Annotated in this window: 9 protein-coding genes; 4 read left to right on the top strand and 5 right to left on the bottom strand. The window is 71.2% G+C overall.

Annotation, left to right across the window (positions count from 1 at the left end; translation table 11 throughout):
• Positions 1-6: 6 nt before the first annotated feature.
• From ACWEIJ_RS20285 to ACWEIJ_RS20265, 5 genes are read right to left on the bottom strand one after another with little or no spacing between them, the layout of a single operon-like run.
• Positions 7-5,421: a beta-ketoacyl synthase N-terminal-like domain-containing protein gene (locus ACWEIJ_RS20285; protein ID WP_449838726.1), complete on the bottom strand. Its 5,415-nt coding sequence runs from the start codon at positions 5,419-5,421 to the stop codon at positions 7-9.
• The gene (locus tag ACWEIJ_RS20280; protein ID WP_449838725.1) at positions 5,418-6,242 is read right to left on the bottom strand and encodes a thioesterase domain-containing protein; all 825 of its coding nucleotides are present in this window, start codon (positions 6,240-6,242) and stop codon (positions 5,418-5,420) included. Before ACWEIJ_RS20280 ends, ACWEIJ_RS20285 begins: the two co-directional genes overlap by 4 nt.
• A gap of 46 nt (positions 6,243-6,288) precedes the next feature.
• A complete protein-coding gene (locus ACWEIJ_RS20275) occupies positions 6,289-7,257 on the bottom strand; it encodes a hypothetical protein (protein ID WP_449838724.1) in 969 nt (322 codons plus the stop codon).
• A gap of 3 nt (positions 7,258-7,260) precedes the next feature.
• Complete coding sequence (locus tag ACWEIJ_RS20270; RefSeq protein ID WP_449838723.1) at positions 7,261-10,215, bottom strand: AMP-binding protein; 2,955 nt, start codon at positions 10,213-10,215, stop codon at positions 7,261-7,263.
• Positions 10,212-11,234 carry a TauD/TfdA family dioxygenase gene (locus ACWEIJ_RS20265; RefSeq protein ID WP_449838722.1) on the bottom strand — a complete coding sequence of 341 codons (1,023 nt, stop codon included), beginning with the start codon at positions 11,232-11,234 and terminating at the stop codon, positions 10,212-10,214. The genes ACWEIJ_RS20270 and ACWEIJ_RS20265 overlap by 4 nt, the downstream gene beginning before the upstream one ends.
• Before the next feature lie 674 nt (positions 11,235-11,908).
• Here ACWEIJ_RS20265 and ACWEIJ_RS20260 point away from each other — a divergent pair.
• The 4 genes from ACWEIJ_RS20260 (at position 11,909) to ACWEIJ_RS20245 (ending at position 16,971) form a co-directional block, all read left to right on the top strand.
• On the top strand, positions 11,909-13,189 hold the full coding sequence (locus ACWEIJ_RS20260) for an MFS transporter (protein ID WP_449838721.1): 1,281 nt from the start codon (positions 11,909-11,911) through the stop codon (positions 13,187-13,189).
• A gap of 53 nt (positions 13,190-13,242) precedes the next feature.
• Positions 13,243-14,394: a hypothetical protein gene (locus ACWEIJ_RS20255; RefSeq protein ID WP_449838720.1), complete on the top strand. Its 1,152-nt coding sequence runs from the start codon at positions 13,243-13,245 to the stop codon at positions 14,392-14,394.
• 62 nt (positions 14,395-14,456) lie between these two features.
• Positions 14,457-15,773: a hypothetical protein gene (locus ACWEIJ_RS20250; RefSeq protein WP_449838719.1), complete on the top strand. Its 1,317-nt coding sequence runs from the start codon at positions 14,457-14,459 to the stop codon at positions 15,771-15,773.
• A gap of 196 nt (positions 15,774-15,969) precedes the next feature.
• Positions 15,970-16,971 (top strand): hypothetical protein, encoded by a 1,002-nt coding sequence (locus ACWEIJ_RS20245; protein WP_449838718.1) that lies wholly within the window; start codon positions 15,970-15,972, stop codon positions 16,969-16,971.
• The last annotated feature ends 95 nt before the right edge of the window (positions 16,972-17,066 follow it).

Below are 17,066 nucleotides of genomic sequence, written 5' to 3'. Positions count from 1 at the left end.
GGCGAACTAGTCGTCGCCCTGCCCGGTGTCGAACATCGTGGCTATCACCGAGAACAACGAGTTGTCGCCGTTGCCGCGGGCGGCTTGCTGGGCCACGTCGAGGTAGGACACCTCGGAGTGGGACAGGGCTTCGGCGAAACCGGCCTGCACCCCGGCCAGCGCGTCGCCCAGGGTGGCGGCCGGTGCTCCGCCCGGTCCTTCCGCGGGGCGCAGCCGGAGCACGACCGGATCGACGAACATGCCCACCACGTGCTCGAACTCGGGCCTCCACCGATTGGCCAGGTTCGTGCCGATGACCACGTCCCGATCTCCCGACGCCCGGCTCAGCGCGAGCGCCAGCCCGGTCAGTCCCGCCGTGTAGAGGGTGACGCCCTGGGCCTGGAGCACCTCGCGCAACCGGCGCAGCGCGTCCATCGGCATGATCCGGTGCAGAACGCCGGTCGGACGCTCGATCCCCGGCGTCGTCACCGGTGGCACGTCGCTGTCGGCGGGCGGCACGGTCGGCTGGGTGCCGTGCACGACCGACCGCCAGTAGTCCAGGTGCCGCGGGTAGTCGGGCGAGGCGCGCACCTCGTGCTCCCACCGCACGAAGCCGTGGTAGTTCGCCGGCGGCGCGGCAAGGCCGGTCGCGCCCGCGGACAACGCCTTGCGCAGGTCGTCGTGGACGATCCGCACGGACCACGCGTCCACGCAGATGTGGTGACAGACGAACAGCACGCGAACCGCCGTCCCCGCGACGTGGGCGAGCAGCACTCGCACGGTGCCCTTCCTCAGGTCGAACGCGTGGTCCACGTGGCGCCGCGCCAGGGCGGCGAACTCCTGGTCGTGGTCGTGCCCGGTCAGCGGCACCTGCTCCACGGGAACGTCGTCGACGTCCAGCACGACCCGGCACGGCAGACCGTCCGCGGTGGACTGATAGGCCGACCGCAGCAGCTCGTGACGCTCCAGCACGACCCGGACCGCCGCGGCCGCGGCCGCCACGTCCACGTCGTCCGGCAGGCACCAGCCGAACGGCACGTTGTAGTTCGCCGCGTCCGGTTCCAGCTGGGCCAGGTACCACAGGCGCTGCTGGACGGTCGACAGCGCGTCCGCCCCCGGCTCCGAGGTCACCTCGGCAGCGGGCGCGGGCGAGGGCGGCTCGTCCTGTTCGGCGAGATCCACGATGTCGGACACCGACTTCGCCGCCAGCACCGACCCCAGCGACACGGACGGCCCGAACAGCGAGCGCAGCCGCGCCGCTATCTGCATCATCTGCAGTGAGTCGATGCCCAGGCCGGTCAGGCTCCGCGACCGGTCTCCGATCCGGTGCCCGGTGACCTGCTCGATCGTGTCGAGGACGAAACTCACGGCCTGCGAGCGGTCTTCCGGCGCGCTCGCGGCACGACTCGCGTCAGCGACCACGGCCAGATCGGCCAGCACTTGATCACGGCGTCGCTCGATGTCCTCGGCGAGCGCCAGCACCACCGGAACGTCGGAGCTCAGCGCCGCCCGGAGCAGCCGGCCGCCGTCGAGCGCGCCGAGGGTGCCCGGGGTCGCCTCGCCCGTGGGCGTCCAGCTGTCCCACACCACCGAGGTCCAGGGAAGCCCCTCGGCCACCCGCATCCGGGACGCGAGCGCGTCGAGATGGGCGTTGGCGCTGACGTAGGGACCGAAGCGCAACGCACCGATCACCGTGGAGATCGACGAGAAGAGCACGACGAAGCCGAGGTCCCGACCGCGCACGGCGGCGGCCAGGTGTGCCGCGGTGCGCAGTTTCGCGTCGGCGATGGCGCTCGCGCCCGCGGTGTCCACCTCGCTCAGGAGCGGAAAGCGTTCGACGGAGGTGTCGGCCGCCAGGTGGAAGACGCCGTCGACTCGTCCGTGCCGGTCGGTCAGGTCGTCGAGCAGCTGGTTGAGCGCCTGCTCGTCGGCAGAATCGAGCCTGCACTCCACGACCGTGCAACCACGGGCGCGAGCCTCGTCCACCAAGGTCTGCTCGTGCGCCGGGCGTGCGCGGCCAGGAGTGCGGCCCGCGAGCACGATCGTCGCGCTGACTTCGGACGAGACGGCCTCGGCCACGACCGGCCCCAGCCGGCCGGTACCGCCGATGACGAGGTAGGTGCCGCCGGCTCGCAGCGGACTGCGCCCAGACGCCCGGACCGGTTCGTGGAACCGCCGGTAGCGGACGCCTCCGCGGTGCGCGACGTCGCGGTCGCCGGGTGCGGCGAGCTCGTGGACGAGCGCGGTCACCTCGTCCGCCGGTGAAGTGCCGTCGCCGGGGGAGAGGTCGACGAGCGTGGTCACCAGACCAGGCCATTCGTGCGGCGCGCACCGCACCAGGCCGACCGCGGCCGCCTGGCGGTGCTCGGCGTGCTCACCGGGCAGCACGGGGCACAGGCCACGGGTGACGGTGATGAGCCGCGAAGGCCGCAGCGCGTGGACGGCCCTCGCCGGGGCGAGCAGCCCTGCTTCCAGCCAGGACTCCAGCTCGCCGGAGGTGCCCACGTCGTCGCCTGGTGTGGTGGCGGTCGGTGTCAGATCCACCGGGACCGGTGGCGGGCCGGCGGAAGTGCCCACGTCGCCGGCTGGTGTCGCACCAGCCGATGCCAGATCCACCAGCACCGGTGGCGGGCCGGCGGTGAGCTCGGGGACCGGTTCGCCGGGGCGCACCGATTCGACGGTGACACCGAGCTCGACGAGCCGCGCGGCCAGCGCGGATCCGAGCCCGCCCGCGGGTGCGCGCACCACGACCCGGCTGGGCAGCGCGTCCTTCTGGAGGGCGGGCAGGGGCGCGGGGCGCCACACGGGAACGGCGAGCATCCTGCCCGCGGGCAGCTCTTCGGACAGGGTGACGGCGGTCTCCGGCGCGTGGCTCCAGTACCTCTTGCGCTGGAACGGATACGGCGGCAGGTCTGCGAACGGAACGTCCGCGGTGCCGTTGGCGAGGTCCCACCTGACCGGCGTGCCTTTGCACCACAGGCCGCCGAGCGCGTCGAGGAGAACCCGCACGGGGTCACCGCCGGCGGGTCCGCCCAGCGTCACGGCCTGCCCGGACGAGCCGGAGGCGCGGGCCGCCAGCCTGGTGAGCGTGTCGCCCGGTGACGCCTCCACGAATCGACGGCACCCCGAGCCCATCAGGGTGCCGAGCGCCTGCCGCACCAGGAACGGCTCGGTCAGGTGCCGCGCCCAGTGCCGCGGGTCGGCGAGCTCATCGGGTTCGGCCTGGCGACCGGTCAGCGTGGAGACCACGGGCAGTTGCGCGGGGCGCAGCCGGCAGCCGGCCAGCACGTCCAGCAGACCTTCGGCCGCTTCGGTCATCATCGGCCCGTGCGGGGCGATGCGGCCCGGCAGCACGCGGGTCTCCACGCCGTGCTCGGCCAGCACCTCGCGCTGGCGTTCGATGACATCCGCGGCTCCGCTGAGCAGGACGCGGTCCGCTGCGTTGTCGCCGGCGAGCCCGACACCGGGCACCAGCAGGCCCGCCACCTGCTCCGCCGAGCACAGAGCCGCCATCATGCGGCCTTCCGCGGTCGCGCGCATCAGCCGATCGCGTGCGGCCAGGACGTCCATCAGGCTCTTCCGGTCGAACACCCCGGCGAGGTGGGCCGCGGCGTACTCGCCGATGCTGCTGCCGCACAGCACCGCAGGCTCGGCACCCAGGTGCTCGGCGAGTCGCGCGAGGCACACCTGCACGGCGACCAGCGACGGTTGGTAGGCGAACTCCCGGTACTTCCCCGTCCGGCCGCTCACCCCGTCCAGCAGCGCGTCGGCGGACATGCCCGCCGCGTCGGCGAACGCCTCGACCTCCGACCGGAACACGGGGAACCTGGCCATCAGCGGCGAGGCGGCGTAGACGACTTCGGCGCCTTGTCCCGGGAACACGAAGGCGAGCGGTTCGTCCACGGCGATCGCGGGCGCCGGCGGCTCGCGCAGCAGTCGCGCCGCCTGCGTCGCATCGGCTGCCACGACGACCGTCCTCGTGCCGAACGCGCGGCGCCCGGCGGCCAGCGTGCGTGCCACCCCGGCCAAGGGGAGCCCGGACCGGTCGAGCCGGTCCGCCAGCTCGGCGGCGACCTGGCCGAGCGCGTCGTCGTCGTGCGCGGACAGGGGCAGTGCCACGACAGCACTCGCGCCGTCCCCGGCGCGGTCCTCGAAGACCGGTGCGGGCCGGTACTCCTCGACGACGGCGTGGGCGTTCGTGCCACCCACGCCGAACGAACTGACCGCCGCGCGTCGAGGTCCGTCCGACGGCCACCGCTCGTCCGCAACGAGCGGTACCCGGAACGGGGAGCCGTCCAGGCGCAGTTCGGGGTTCGGTGCGCGGAAGCCGGTCAGCGGTGGCACGACGCCCTCGCGCACCGCGTGCACCACCTTGATCAGTCCCGTCACCCCGGCGGCCCGGTCGAGGTGCCCGAAGTTCGCTTTCAGCGACCCCAGGGCGCAGAAGGCCTCCTCGGCGGTGAACATCCGGAACGCGCGGCTCGCCGCCGCGAACTCGATCGGGTCGCCGAGCCGGGTCCCGGTGCCGTGCGCCTCCAGGTAGCCGACGGACTCCGCCGCCACGTCACCGGTGCTCAGGGCGGACGCGATCACCTCGACCTGGCCGCGCACGGTGGGCGCCATGAACCCCGACTTGTCCCGGCCGTCGTTGTTGACCGCGGTCGCCCGGATGACCGCGTGCACCCGGCGACCCTCGTCCAGGGCGTCGCCCAGCCGCTGGAGAACGACGACCGCGGCGCCGTTGCCCGGCACCGCGCCACGCGCCTCGGCGTCGAACGGCAGGCAGCGCCCGTCCGGCGAACCGATCATGCCCTCCTGGTGGAAGTAGCCCTCGTGCTGGTCGGGGTCGATGGACACGCCGCCCGCGAGCGCCACGTCGCTCGCACCCGTCCGCAGGCTCTGGCACGCCAGGTGCACGGCGACCAGGGAGGACGAGCAGGCCGTCTGCACGTTGACCGCCTCGCCCCGCAGGTCCAGCAGATAGCTGACCCTGGTGGCGAGGTAGTCCGGGCCGTTGGCGATCATCTGCTGATAGGTCGCGCGCGGGTCGTCGCGCGCGCTCCGCGCGGGCCGGTAGCGACTGGGGGCGGCGGCCGCGTAGACCGACACCAGCTCGTCGCCTCCTGCCGGGACCGCGGCGTCGTCCAGCGCTCGCCAGCACAGTTCGAGGAACACGCGGTGCTGCGGGTCGAGCAGCTCCGCCTCCGCCGGGGTGACGCCGAACGCCGCCGCGTCGAACATGTCCTGATCGGCGAGCAGGCCACCGGCGAGCACCTGTCCGGCGGCAGCCCGGGGACCGTCCCAGTGCGACGTGCACTGAGCCCCCTCCACACACGCTCGCCAGAACTCGCCGACGTCGGCTGCCCCGGGAAACCTCCCGGCCATGCCGATCACGGCCACGTCCGAGAAGAGCCGGTCGTCGTCGTAGCTGTCGCCGGTCATGCGAGCTGCTCCATCGCCGGGCCCGGAGTCCCGGCCGGGCCGGGGTGCTCCGCGGTGACGAGGTTCAGCACGCCAGCCAGGTGCGGTGCGTGCCGCGCCGACATCAGGTCGTGGTGGTTGCCCGGCGTCCACACGATTTCCGGTGCGTGGCCCAGTGCGGACGACCAGCCGAGATCGGTGGGCACGTCGCCCCAGCCCTTCTCGTCGCGTGCGCGCACCAGCACCACCGGCGCCGTCACCGGTTGCGGCCGCCATGCGCGCCGGGCGACGCGGATGTGCCAGTCGTGGACTTCGACGAACGGCCGCAGGTCGGCGACGTCGATGTGCTCGTCGCCGTGCAGGACGCCCAGCCGTGCGGCGATCAGCTCCAGAGCCGCGTCGAGGTCGGCCACGTCGGTGCCGTGCGCGAGGTCGGCCGGGTCGAGCTCGAACAGGCCGGCCAGTTGCTCCACCACCGAGTCGGTCCTGGTCGACAGCAGCTCGGGGGTGCCCGAGTCGATCAGGACCACGCACCGGACATCGCACCCGGCCGCCTCGGCGAGCGACGCCATCCGCAGCGCCACGGCGCCGCCGAAGGACCAGCCCGCCAGGACCAGCGGTCCGTTCACGGCTTCGCGGAGCTGGTCCCAGTAGCTCGCGGCCACGGTCGCGATCGTGCTTTGTTCCGATCCCGGCTCCACGCTGGCGAACGCGTACACGGCGCCGCCGCGGCGGAGGTGCGGCACGAGTCTGCGGAAGCCCGTGACCAGGCCGCTCGCCGAGTGCACGAAGGCGATGACTGGTCCAGGGCCCCCGCGCATCGTCACGAGGTTGTCCGGCATGCTCTTCCCCCAGTGTGGTGGTGCTGGTCTGGTTCTGGCAGCCCCGTCACGGGGCCGCCGCGACCTCCGGTGCTCCCCAGTGGACGTCCTTGTAGCGATCTTCAGCCGCCCACCACTTCGAGGCGATGACGCGCTTCTCGTGCTGCTCGTCCCCGTCGACGAACGCGGTGCGTCCGTGCACGCACTGGCGGTTGTCCAGCAGGAACCCGCGTCCTGGCCGGTCGAGGCGGGTGAAGCACGACCCCGGCGCGTCCTCGCCGGTGTGTTCGATCATGAACGCCACCGCCCGGCCGGTGGCGGGATCGTCGTCACCGGGCAGGACGTCGAACTCGTCGTTCACGCCCCGGAAGAACCCGCGGGGCTGTCCGTCGTGCACTTCCAGCACCGGCGAGCTGTGCCGCAGGCCGTCGGAGCGGCGTACCACCACCACGGCGCCGGGTGCGAACAGCCGGGTGAACGCGGGTTCGTCCCGGCGCCACAGGTCCAGCCCCAGGCGCACGACGTTCTGCGAGTAGGTCACGGCCGCGGACGGCGGTGCGCTGTCGGCGCACAGCCCCGTCACCGCGATGACGCCGCGCAGTGACAACCAGCCGTCCTGGTGGGCGGCCAGCGCCTGGTTCGACAGGGCCCGCGGCTTGCCTTCGTCCGGGCCCGTGTCCCGGATCTTCGTCGTCCGGTCGGCGACGTCCTCGAAGTTGTCGATGGGCCACCGGCACGGCATGCGGTCGCGCAGCCGGTCGCCCAGGTGGATGAGCGGGTGCACGTCCCCCACGTCGTAGGTGGCGCACTCGAAGGCCACCATGCCGAAGCGGCTGTGGAAGCCGGCGGCGAGGGCGTCGAGCTCGTCCGGGGTGGGGTTGCGAGGGTCCTCGACGCGCACCCTCCGCGCCTCGGCGGGAGGCAGCTCCGAGACGAGGGGGAGATCCCGCAGGTCGTCCACACCGAGGTGCGCGGCGGTGGCGGCGAGGAACTCCTGCGCGAGGGTGGCCTGGTTCGGCTCGGTGTCGCGGGACATCACCTACTCCTCTCGGTCGGAGCGGAACTCGGCACTGCCGTCCTGGCCGGACCCTTCACCGCGGATGGCCGAGGCGATGGACGACACCGTCGGCCGGCGGACCACCTTCCTCAGGGACAGCTGCTCGTGGCCGTTGGCGCGCAGCACGTTGACCAGGCGCGCCAGGTGCAGGGAATGCCCGCCGGCGCCGAAGAAGTCGTCGTCGGGGCGCGGCCAGCCCTGCCGCACCACGTCACGCCAGACCGTGGCGACCTCCAGTTCGACGGGGTCGTAGTCGGACGGCGCCGGGTGGTCGGACTGGTCCACGCGGCGCAGCAGCGCGCGCCGGTCGACCTTTCCGGTCACGCCGGTGTCGAACCGGTCCACGACGGTGATCGACGCCGGAACCATGGGCGCGGGCAACAGCGCCGCGAGCGCTTCGGCGACCGCGGGCACCTCGGCGGCACCGGTCACGAACAGCCGCAGCCTGCGCTCGTCGGCCCGGTCGTCCAGCACCACGACGGCGTCCTTCACCCCGGACACCCCCTGGGCCACGGCCTCGACCTCCGCGGGTTCGATCCGCCAGCCGTTGATCTTGACCTGGTCGTCGATCCGCCCGAGGACGACCACGGCGCCCGATCCGGACACCACCCCGAGGTCGCCCGTCCGGTACGCGGCGATCTCGTGGTCGCCGAGCCTCAGCCGGATGAACGGGGAACGGCCCTCGTGCCCGGACAGGTAGCCGGTGGCCAGTCCGGGACCGGTGATCGCCAGTTCGCCGCGGACTCCGTGCGGGAGCACCTGACCGCCCGCGTCGACGGCCACCACACCGGCTCCGGCGACGGGCACGCCGACCGTGACCGGTTCGCCGTCGACGACCCGCCCGGCCGTCGCGGTGGCGGTGGCCTCGGTCGGTCCGTAGAGGTTCCACACCTCCGCCTCCGGCCAGCCCTCCCGCAGCCTGCTCACCAGGGCCGGCTTGAGCGGCTCCCCACCGCAGAGGAACCGGCGAACGGACATGCCCGCTCCCCGAGCCTCCTGCTCGGCGATCAACACCGACAGGTAGCTCGGCACGCAGTTGAGCACGAGCGGTACCCCGGCTGCGGACAGCTCCGCGTGGATCGCCGCGGTGTCGAGGCGATCGGCTCGCGGGATCCACACACAGCGCCCCGCGTGGAGCACGCCGAGGGTCTGCTTGAACGAGGCGTCGAAGATCGTGCTCGACAGCACGGGCATCTCGGCGCCGTCGCCCAGCAGGTCCTCCGCCGTCCACGACAGGTAGTTGTCCAGGCTGGACCGGCGGATGCCGACCAGCTTCGGCACCCCGGTGGACCCGGACGTGCGCAACACGTAGGCGAGCGACTCCGGACCCGCGGGGACGGCATCGGGCAGCGGGGTGCCGGACTCGGGCACCTCGCTCAGCACCACCGCCCTGCACCCCGGCGGAGCGGAGACCTCGGCGCCACGTCCGAGGAGCACGGCGCCGGCACCGGAGCGGCTCAGCGCGTCGTGGATCCGGCCGGACGGCTCGGAGGGGGACAACGGGAGGAACGCGCAGCCCTTCCACAGCATCGCGAGCGTCGCCGCGAGCACATCGGGTTCGTGTTCGCCGAGCACCCCGACGACCGTGCCGACCGGCATCTCGCCGACCGCCGCGGCGATGTCGCCCACCCTGGCCGCCAGTCGCGCGTAGTCCCACGTGACGTCGCCGTGCCGGACCGCGGACGCGTCCGGGGTCGCGGCGACGTGCTCGCGAAACCGGTCGATCAGGCGTGGTGCGGGGGACGCCGGGGGCACGAGCCGGGCGGCCAGTTCGGCCGCGGGCTCCGGCGGCACCAAGGGCAGGTCCGCGAGCGGCGTGCCGGGGGACCGGAGCAGCCCGCCCAGCACCGCACCCCACATGGACAGCAGAGCCGCCGCGCGGGCCGTGTCGCCGCCGGCCGAGACCGCGTCCAGGACCAGCCGGTCACCGTTGCGCCGCAGACCGAGGGTGGCCACGCCGTCGACCGGGTACGACCACCGGGTCACGACCCAGCCGGGCGGCAGAGCGGGACGGCCGGCGCCGTCGAACACGATGCTCGGGCGTTCTCCGATCTGAGCCAGTGCCGGCCCTCCGACCATGGACTCCCTGCGGGTGCGGTCCTCGGCTGCGGCGCGCAACGCGGTCACCGCGTCCTGTGCCAGGTCGAGGCGCCACGGCGCGGGAACCACCTGTGTCAGCGGCCCGATCACCTCCGGCAGTCCCATCAGCCCACGGGCGTCCGCGGTGATGCCGACGGCCTGGTGGGGCATGCCGATCCGTTGCACGACCACGGCCAGTGCGAGGTGGGCGATGTCCTCGACCGAGCTCCTGGCCTCCGCGGCCACGGCGCCGGCACCGGTCCCGTCCAGCTCCACCTCGCCGACGCCGGGCACCTCACCAGGGGCCGGGATCGCGTCGGCGAGCGACAACGCGCCGTCGGGCACCCGCAGCCGGCTGTCGGCCCAGAACGCGGTCTCCTCGGCCAGCTCACCCGTCCTGGCCATGGCGCTGTGGCCCGCGGCGACGTCGAAGAAGCCCGGCCCGTTCCCGGACCGGGCACGGCCGGCCAACCGGTCCGCGACCGCGGTGAACAGCAGACCGATCGACGCCGTGTCGGCGAACATCACGTCACAGGTGACCGCGAGGTGCGAGCCACCGGGGGTCGCCGTGATGGCCGCCCGCAGCGAACCGGCGGTGAGGCTCACGTGCCCGGAGGTCTCGGTCGTCCGCACGTGCCGGGCCTCCTGCCTCGGCACCAGCAGGCCCGGCACGTGCACCGTCCGAGCCGTCAGCACGGGTGCGGCGGACAGGCTCTCGGCCACGGCCCGGCCGAGCTCCGCCGGTGCGACGCCGGGGACCTCGACGGCCGCTTCGAGAAGCCTGGTGCCGGCGCCGAGCGCCGACCGCTGGAACGGACCGAGCTCGCGCGTGCCGTCCGTCTGAGCCTCGGACGTCATACCCGCTCCCGCACGAGGTCCGCGTACGACTCCGCGATCTTGAGGAGGATCCGGCGGGGGCCGGTGTACGGACGACGGCCGTGTGCGCACAGCATGTTGTCGACGATCAAGGTGTCGCCTTCCTGCCAGTCGAACTGGACGGTGCACCGCTCGACCACCTCGTTGACCGCGGTGATGATCTCCGGGTCGATCTCCCCACCGTCACCCCAGAAGACGTTGTTCGGCCACAGCTGGTCGTCGGTGTCCTCGTCGGAGGTCGACAACACGTCGCGGATGCCGCTGTCCATCCGCGAGATGTGGAAGCCGTGCGCGTAGTTGAACCACACCTCGTCGCCGGTGACGGGGTGTCGTGCGATCGCCGGCCGGGTCTCGTAGGTGCGCAGCTGGTCGTCGCCGACCCACTCCACGCGCCTGTCCTCGGCCGCGCAGATGGCTTCGACCTCGGCCCTGCTCTCGGTCTCGTACGACCGTTGCCAGGTGCGGTTGTAGCCGTATCCCCGGACGTAGAGGAGCCCTCGCCGGGTGAACTCCGCACGGATCTCGGCCGGGATCTCGCGCAGGAGGCGCCGGTTGTCCGTCAGAGGTGTCTGGCCCCGGTCGCGGGGAGCGACGTCGCAGTGGAAGAACAGCAGCATGGGCCAGTCGTGGGCGTAGCAGAACTCGCTGTGCTGCCGGATGTCGAGCTCCGCGGGGTACTCGCTGGCGGTGTAGGTCGTCTTGTCGACCCGGCTGCGGATGGCCGCACCGCCCTTGTAGTCCACCGGCTTGCCGTTGAACGTCGTCGCGACCTGGTCGAAGTCCGGCCTCCGGGCGGACCTCAGCAGCAGGGCGCCGTGGCCGTACAGGGCCTCGTACAGCCCGGCCCGGTTGTCCTCGACCCATGCCGCGACGTCGAGGTCCGGGTCGAGCTCGTACACCAGTGGAATGCTTTCCGAGTTGTAGCTCGTACGTGTCACCAGGTCGGCCGAAGGAATCTCGGATTCGTTTGAGCCGAGCTTGGCGAACTTACCTGTCGCCATCAGGCAGTCCTTTCCCCCAGATTTTAGCCGGATTTGACCACGGGTCACCGGCAGCAGTTCCGTCCTAGCAGTGGTGCGGGAATCATCACAACCGCGCCGCTGTCCATTTCACCCGATCGGTGTATCGCGATCATGGTCCCGAGTACGCGCATAAGTGCGTCGGCGGCGGCTCGTATATTGCAGTGGGCTCGGCTCGTGTTGACATTGACTGGGGTCGGGCGTAGCTTCGGCGCAAGACGCAAGATGGGACACTGGGGGCGTCGAAATGTCTGGTTCCATGATCTTTTTTTCGTTGCACGTTTCGTGGTCGAGCGGTGCGCGTCGCCGTGGTGCGGCCTGATCGCTCCGCCGGCCTGTGCGGCCCTGACGGAGCCGCTGTCCGGCGAAGACCAAGTTTTCGCAGCTCACGAGCGTTTGTCTCGACGTGGTGACGAACGCCGTGCCGGCACGCCGGTGGATCGGCCCTGACGTGTCTCCTGGTGCGGGGACGACGCGGACTTCCTTCGCGATCATGGGAAGATGAATCGGTGGCGTGAGGTCGGCGTTCGGCCGTGAGGCCGGTTTCCGGTTCGTCCGGCCTGTCGTTCCACGTATTCCTTTGCCGTCCGCGTGGTGTTTGTGCGACCCTGCGGCAATGGTGCCGCAATCCACGGGGATGAACCCAGGGGGGACGCGTGATCGAAATAGTTGGCCAAGCCGATGGGAGAGAGTTTCGCCGACGGCCCGTCGGCGGGCTTCTGCGCGAGCGTGATTACGCCCTTTTCTGGGCCGGAGAATCGTTCAGCCGTCTTTGCACCGCCGTGGTCGGCGTTCTCATGCCGCTGTTCGCACTTGAATCGCTGCACGCGGGCCCGGTTGTCGTCGGAGTGCTGATGGCCGCGACGTGGACGCCCTGGCTGGTCATCGGCCTGCCCGCGGGCGCCTGGGTCGACCGGCTCCCTCCCCGGCCGGTGCTCGTGGCGGCGAGCTGCGTGTCCGCGGTCGCTCTCGCGTTGATGACCGTGAGCGTGTGGGCAGGCGTGCTCTCCGTCCCGCTGCTCCTGGCGGTCGCGCTGGTCGTCGGTGCCGCGGGGGTGTTCGCCAGCACCGCGAGCCCCGTGTACTGGCCGTCGCTGGTGTCGAAGTCCGACCTGATCGAGGGCAACGCCAAGCTGCAGGCGAGTGAGGCGGCCGCCCTGGTGCTGGGGCCGAGTCTCGGCGGACTGCTCGCGACCACGGTGGGACCGGGCAACGGCCTGCTGGCCGGGACGGCGGGCTTCGCCTGTTCGGCGCTGTGCCTGCTCGGTGTCCGGCGCCGGCCGGGTCATCCCGCCGCCGGGCGGCGGACGAGCCTGCTCACGGAGATCGGGGACGGAATCCGGCTCGTCGCGAAGGACGCGCTGCTCCGCGTCCTGGCGCTGAACGCGACGATCGCGAACCTCGCCATGAGCGCGGGGGAGGCCCTGGTGATCGTCTTCCTCGTGCGCACCGTCGGCCTGAGCGCGGGGACGGCGGGTCTGCTGATCGCGCTGTGGGGTGTCGGCGGCCTGATCGGAGCGCTGATCGCGCGGCAGGTCGCGGAGCGGCTCGGCACCGCGCGCACCCTGTTCACGACGTCGCTCGTGGCCGCGCCGTTCGGCCTGCTGGTGCCCCTGACCACACCTGGACCAGGGCTCGTCCTGTTCGCCGTCGGTGCGGTCGTGCCGCTCACCGGCGTCACCATCTACAACACCGTGTCCGGCGCCTTCCGTCAGGGCTACTGCCCTCCGGAGGTCCTTGGCCGCGTCACCGCCACGTCGAAGTTCCTCCTGTACGGCGCGGTACCCCTCGGTGCGCTGCTGGGCGGCGTGCTCGGTGCCGAGCTCGGTCCTCGAGGCGCCTTGTGGGTGGCCATGGCCGCGACCATGCTGCCCGCCGTTTTCCTGCTGTTCTCACCGGTCGTCAAGATGCGCGACCTGCCGGTGCGGCAGAACTGACAGTCACACCGACCTTCCAGAGACACACACGAGCACGTCCGGGGGAGTGGAACATGCCCATCGCCAGGGTCTCGTCCGAAGAAGAACTCGACGTCGTCGAGAAACCGGTGCGGGAGGCGTTCACCGCCTTCCTGTCCGACGCCGGTCTGCTCGGCACCGACCAGACGGTCATCGGGATGACCTTTCGCACCGGCGGCGTGCACTTCGCGGCGAAGTCGCTGGAGTTCGTGCCACCGGGGCAGCCGGTGCTCCTCGCCGGTACCAGCCTCACGCGTGACGAAGTCGAGTTCCTGGAGGCCACCGGGCACCCCGTCTTCAACTTCGACCAGCGGTTCGACAACGAGCTGGTGTACGAAATGATCATGGACGGCACCTCCGGGTCGTTCGGCTGGGTCGACGCGGACTGCTTCGTGCTCAACCCCCGGATCTGGCGGGACCTGCTCGCACCCATGGCGGACGACGTGGCGTCGCACGCGGCGTTCACCTACGAACCTCTCGGGTTCGCGAAGACACCGCTCGTCGTGTGGGACCGGAAGGCGAGGGACGTGCTGGTCGCCGAAGGCACCACCCTCAACAGCTACGCACCGCTGCCGACCAACGTGGGCAGGGCGTCGCCGTACTCGATCTCGCGTCTCGTGACCGAGCGCCACCAGCGCTACCTGGAGCAGGTGCTCGGTGTCGACGAGAACGGCGAGCTGAGTCCGCACTTCGGGCTCCTCGACATCTACGAGAACGGCCGGACGGTGCCGAGCACACGTCGTGCCGACGCGCTGGGCTGGTTCGGCCCGGACGTGCAGCGCACCGGGTGGCTCGTGGACACGCCGATGGTGGCCGGAGTGGTCCTGCGGGCGCACGGCCTGACGAACAAGGCCGTCGTCGCGGACAACGTCCAGATCTCCACCGACATCATCCACGTCGGCGCCAGCAGCTATCGCGAGCGGATGAGGCAGGAGGGCGCCGACACGGTCTACCTGGCGCGCTTCCGGCTCACCGACCTGTTCGAGGTCCTGCTGGCCGACGACGCGGTGCGGCGCGGCCTGGGAGAGTCGTACGCGGAGCTGAGCGCCGTGCAGACGAAGCGGCTGAACGACGAGGCGGGCATCCCTCCCGACGAGATCAAGGCGGCGGCCCGCGCGATGCTGGAGGACCACGGCGTCGACCTGGCGCCGTTGCGGGACGACGCACGGCTCGACTTCCTGTTCTGACGTAGCTCAAGGCGGGGTGACGCCCGCTGGGCCGGATCACGGACTCGCACGACGGGGGAGCGATGGACTTCTGGGGTGAACTGCCCGCTGCTGCCGAAGCGATGTCGGACGCCGGGCATCCACGTCGTGCCGCGAACCACCTCCTCAAGGCGCTGCGGGGAAAGATGTTCGCCGCCGATCCCTCGGCGGTGCCCGTCCGGCCGGTCGTGCTGGCGCCGGAGCGCAGATCCGTCCTCAACGCGGCGACTCGGCACCTCGTGGCGCTGATCCACCGGGTCTGCTGGTCGCTGACCGGTGATCCGGCGGAGCTGGCGTCGCGGGTCGGCCTGGCCCCCGGCCGGCTTCCCCTGCTCTGCGCCGGGGGCGTCGAGCACGAGATCGAGTACTCCGGCCGCAACGTGCGGCCGGACGTGGTGCTGTCCGGTGGGAGGCCGGTGTTCCTGGAGTGCAACTTCGGGGCGGCCAACGGCGACCCGATCTCGCTGCACCCGCTGTCGGTCGCCTATCGGGAGCTGTACGGGCCGCTGCCGGACCCCGTGCCGGGAGAGCTGCCGGAACCGTTCGCCGGCAGGCTGGCCCTCTACCGGAAGATCTGCGCCGAAAGAGACGTGCCGCAGTCCGTGGCCGTCGTGGGGACGACGCGCAACGAGACGCTCGTCGGCGTCGAGTACTTCGAGGGCGAGGCGGAGTACCTGCGGGCGCACGGGTTCGAGAGCGTCTTCGTCGAACCCGACCGCTTCGGGGCGGCCGGACGACGATTCTCCATCGCTCTCAAGCACTTCCAGTCCGACAGCTTGGCCAGGTCGGGCTTCTCGCTCGACGAGCTGGCCCGTGCGCACGCGGAGACGGTGTTCATGGTCTCCGACTCGGGCCAGTCGTTGTCCAGCAAGCTGGTGCTCGCCTGGCTGAGCTCGGGCGAGGTCGCGCTCCCGGAGCGGGACCGGGAGTTCGTCCGGGAGCACGTGCCCTGGACCAGACGCGTCGAGCGCGGGGAGGTCGAGTACCGGGGACGGTCGTCCGAGCTCACCGAGCTGATCACCGGCCGGCCGGACGAGTTCGTCCTCAAGCCGCTGAACTCCGCCGGCGGGCAGGGCGTGCTGATCGGCCGCGACACCGATCCGGGTGCGTGGCGGCAACGAGTGGAACGGGCGGCGGAACTGCGCGACCACGTCGTGCAAGCACACGTCGAAGCGGATCCCTTGCAGATGGACTTCTTCGACACGACGACGGGCGAGGCGCGGCGCACGGCCGTGTCTTACGTCCTCGGCCCGTACGTGGTGGACGGAATCAACTCGGGATGCAGCATAAGACATGCTCCGAAAGCAGGGGATCGCGTGGTGAACTACGGTCACGGCGCGTCGTTCAACGTCGTTTTCTGACATCGGTTCAAAAATTGTGGCGGTGGCGCGATGGTGTGCCGCCGGTGCCTCAAGCTGCAGTTTTTCGTCTTTTAGCAGAAAATTCTCGTTCATTGACGAGCCGGATGGTGCGCGGTAACTTCCATTGGGCGAGCGTTTGTTCGTGTCGAGTGATCAATGTGTCCGTGAGTTGGGGGCGAACGTGCTAGCACTTGTGATGCCGACGATTTATGTTCCGCACGTGCTGAGGCTGTACCGGGAAGTCGAGCAGGACATGGCGTTCTTCGTCGTGGGCGACGAGAACACGCCCGATGACGAAATTCGGCAGATGCTGCGATCCGTCGGCTCTGCCGAGTACTACTCGGCGGAGGACCAGCGCAGGCTCGGCTACGAGACGACGGAACTGCTGAACTGGCGGCACCCCGGGCGACGCTCGATCGGTTTCCTCGAAGCCGTGCGGTCCGGTGCGGACGTCGTCGTGACGGCCGATGACGACAACATCGCGTTGGACGAGAACTACTTCCAGCACTTCGAGCGACTGGTGGGGTCCACCTTCAGCGGCCTTGAGGCCACCGCCGAGAACGGCTGGGTGGACGCGGCGTACTTCCTCCAGCCGTCGGTGCACCACCGCGGGTTCCCGCACCAGCTGTGGCACCCGTTCGAGCCGCCGGCACTGCGCTCCACGACGGGCGCCCGCATCGGCGTGGCGGCCGGGCTCTGGCTCGGTGACCCGGACATCGACGCGGTGACGAGGATCGTCAACCAGCCCACGGCCATGACGTCCTCTCCGGTCGCCGACGCGGGGTTCGTGCTCGATCCGAAGTGCTACAGCCCGTTCAACTCGCAGAACACGGCCTTCGTCCGCGACCTGCTCCCCGTGATGCTGATGCTCACGCCGTACGGCCGCTTCGACGACATCTGGTGCTCGTACCTGGCCGAACGCGTCATGCGCAACCACGGGTGGGTGGTTCACTACGGAAAGCCCTACGTCTGGCAGCAGCGCAGCCCGCACTCGCTGGTCCGCGATCTCTCCGTGGAGCTCGAAGGCATGGAGGCGACGCTGCGCTTCACGAAGACGCTCGACGAGATCGAGCTGCCGGGTACGTCCGTTCTGGACGACGTCGCGCGGCTGTACGAGCACCTGGCGAGCACGGAGTTCTCCAGGGTGGCGGATCTCGGCAAGGGCTGGGTTCGCGACGTCGAGCGCGTCCTGAGCTGAACGCGACCGGGTTCGGCCGGTACCGCTTCCCGGCCGAACCCGGTTCCGCGACGCGGATCAGCCGCGTCTGAACAACGACCACTTCCCGGCTCGAA

The organism is Lentzea sp. NPDC004789 (assembly GCF_053601075.1).
This window is presented reverse-complemented; position numbering and strand designations above follow the sequence as displayed.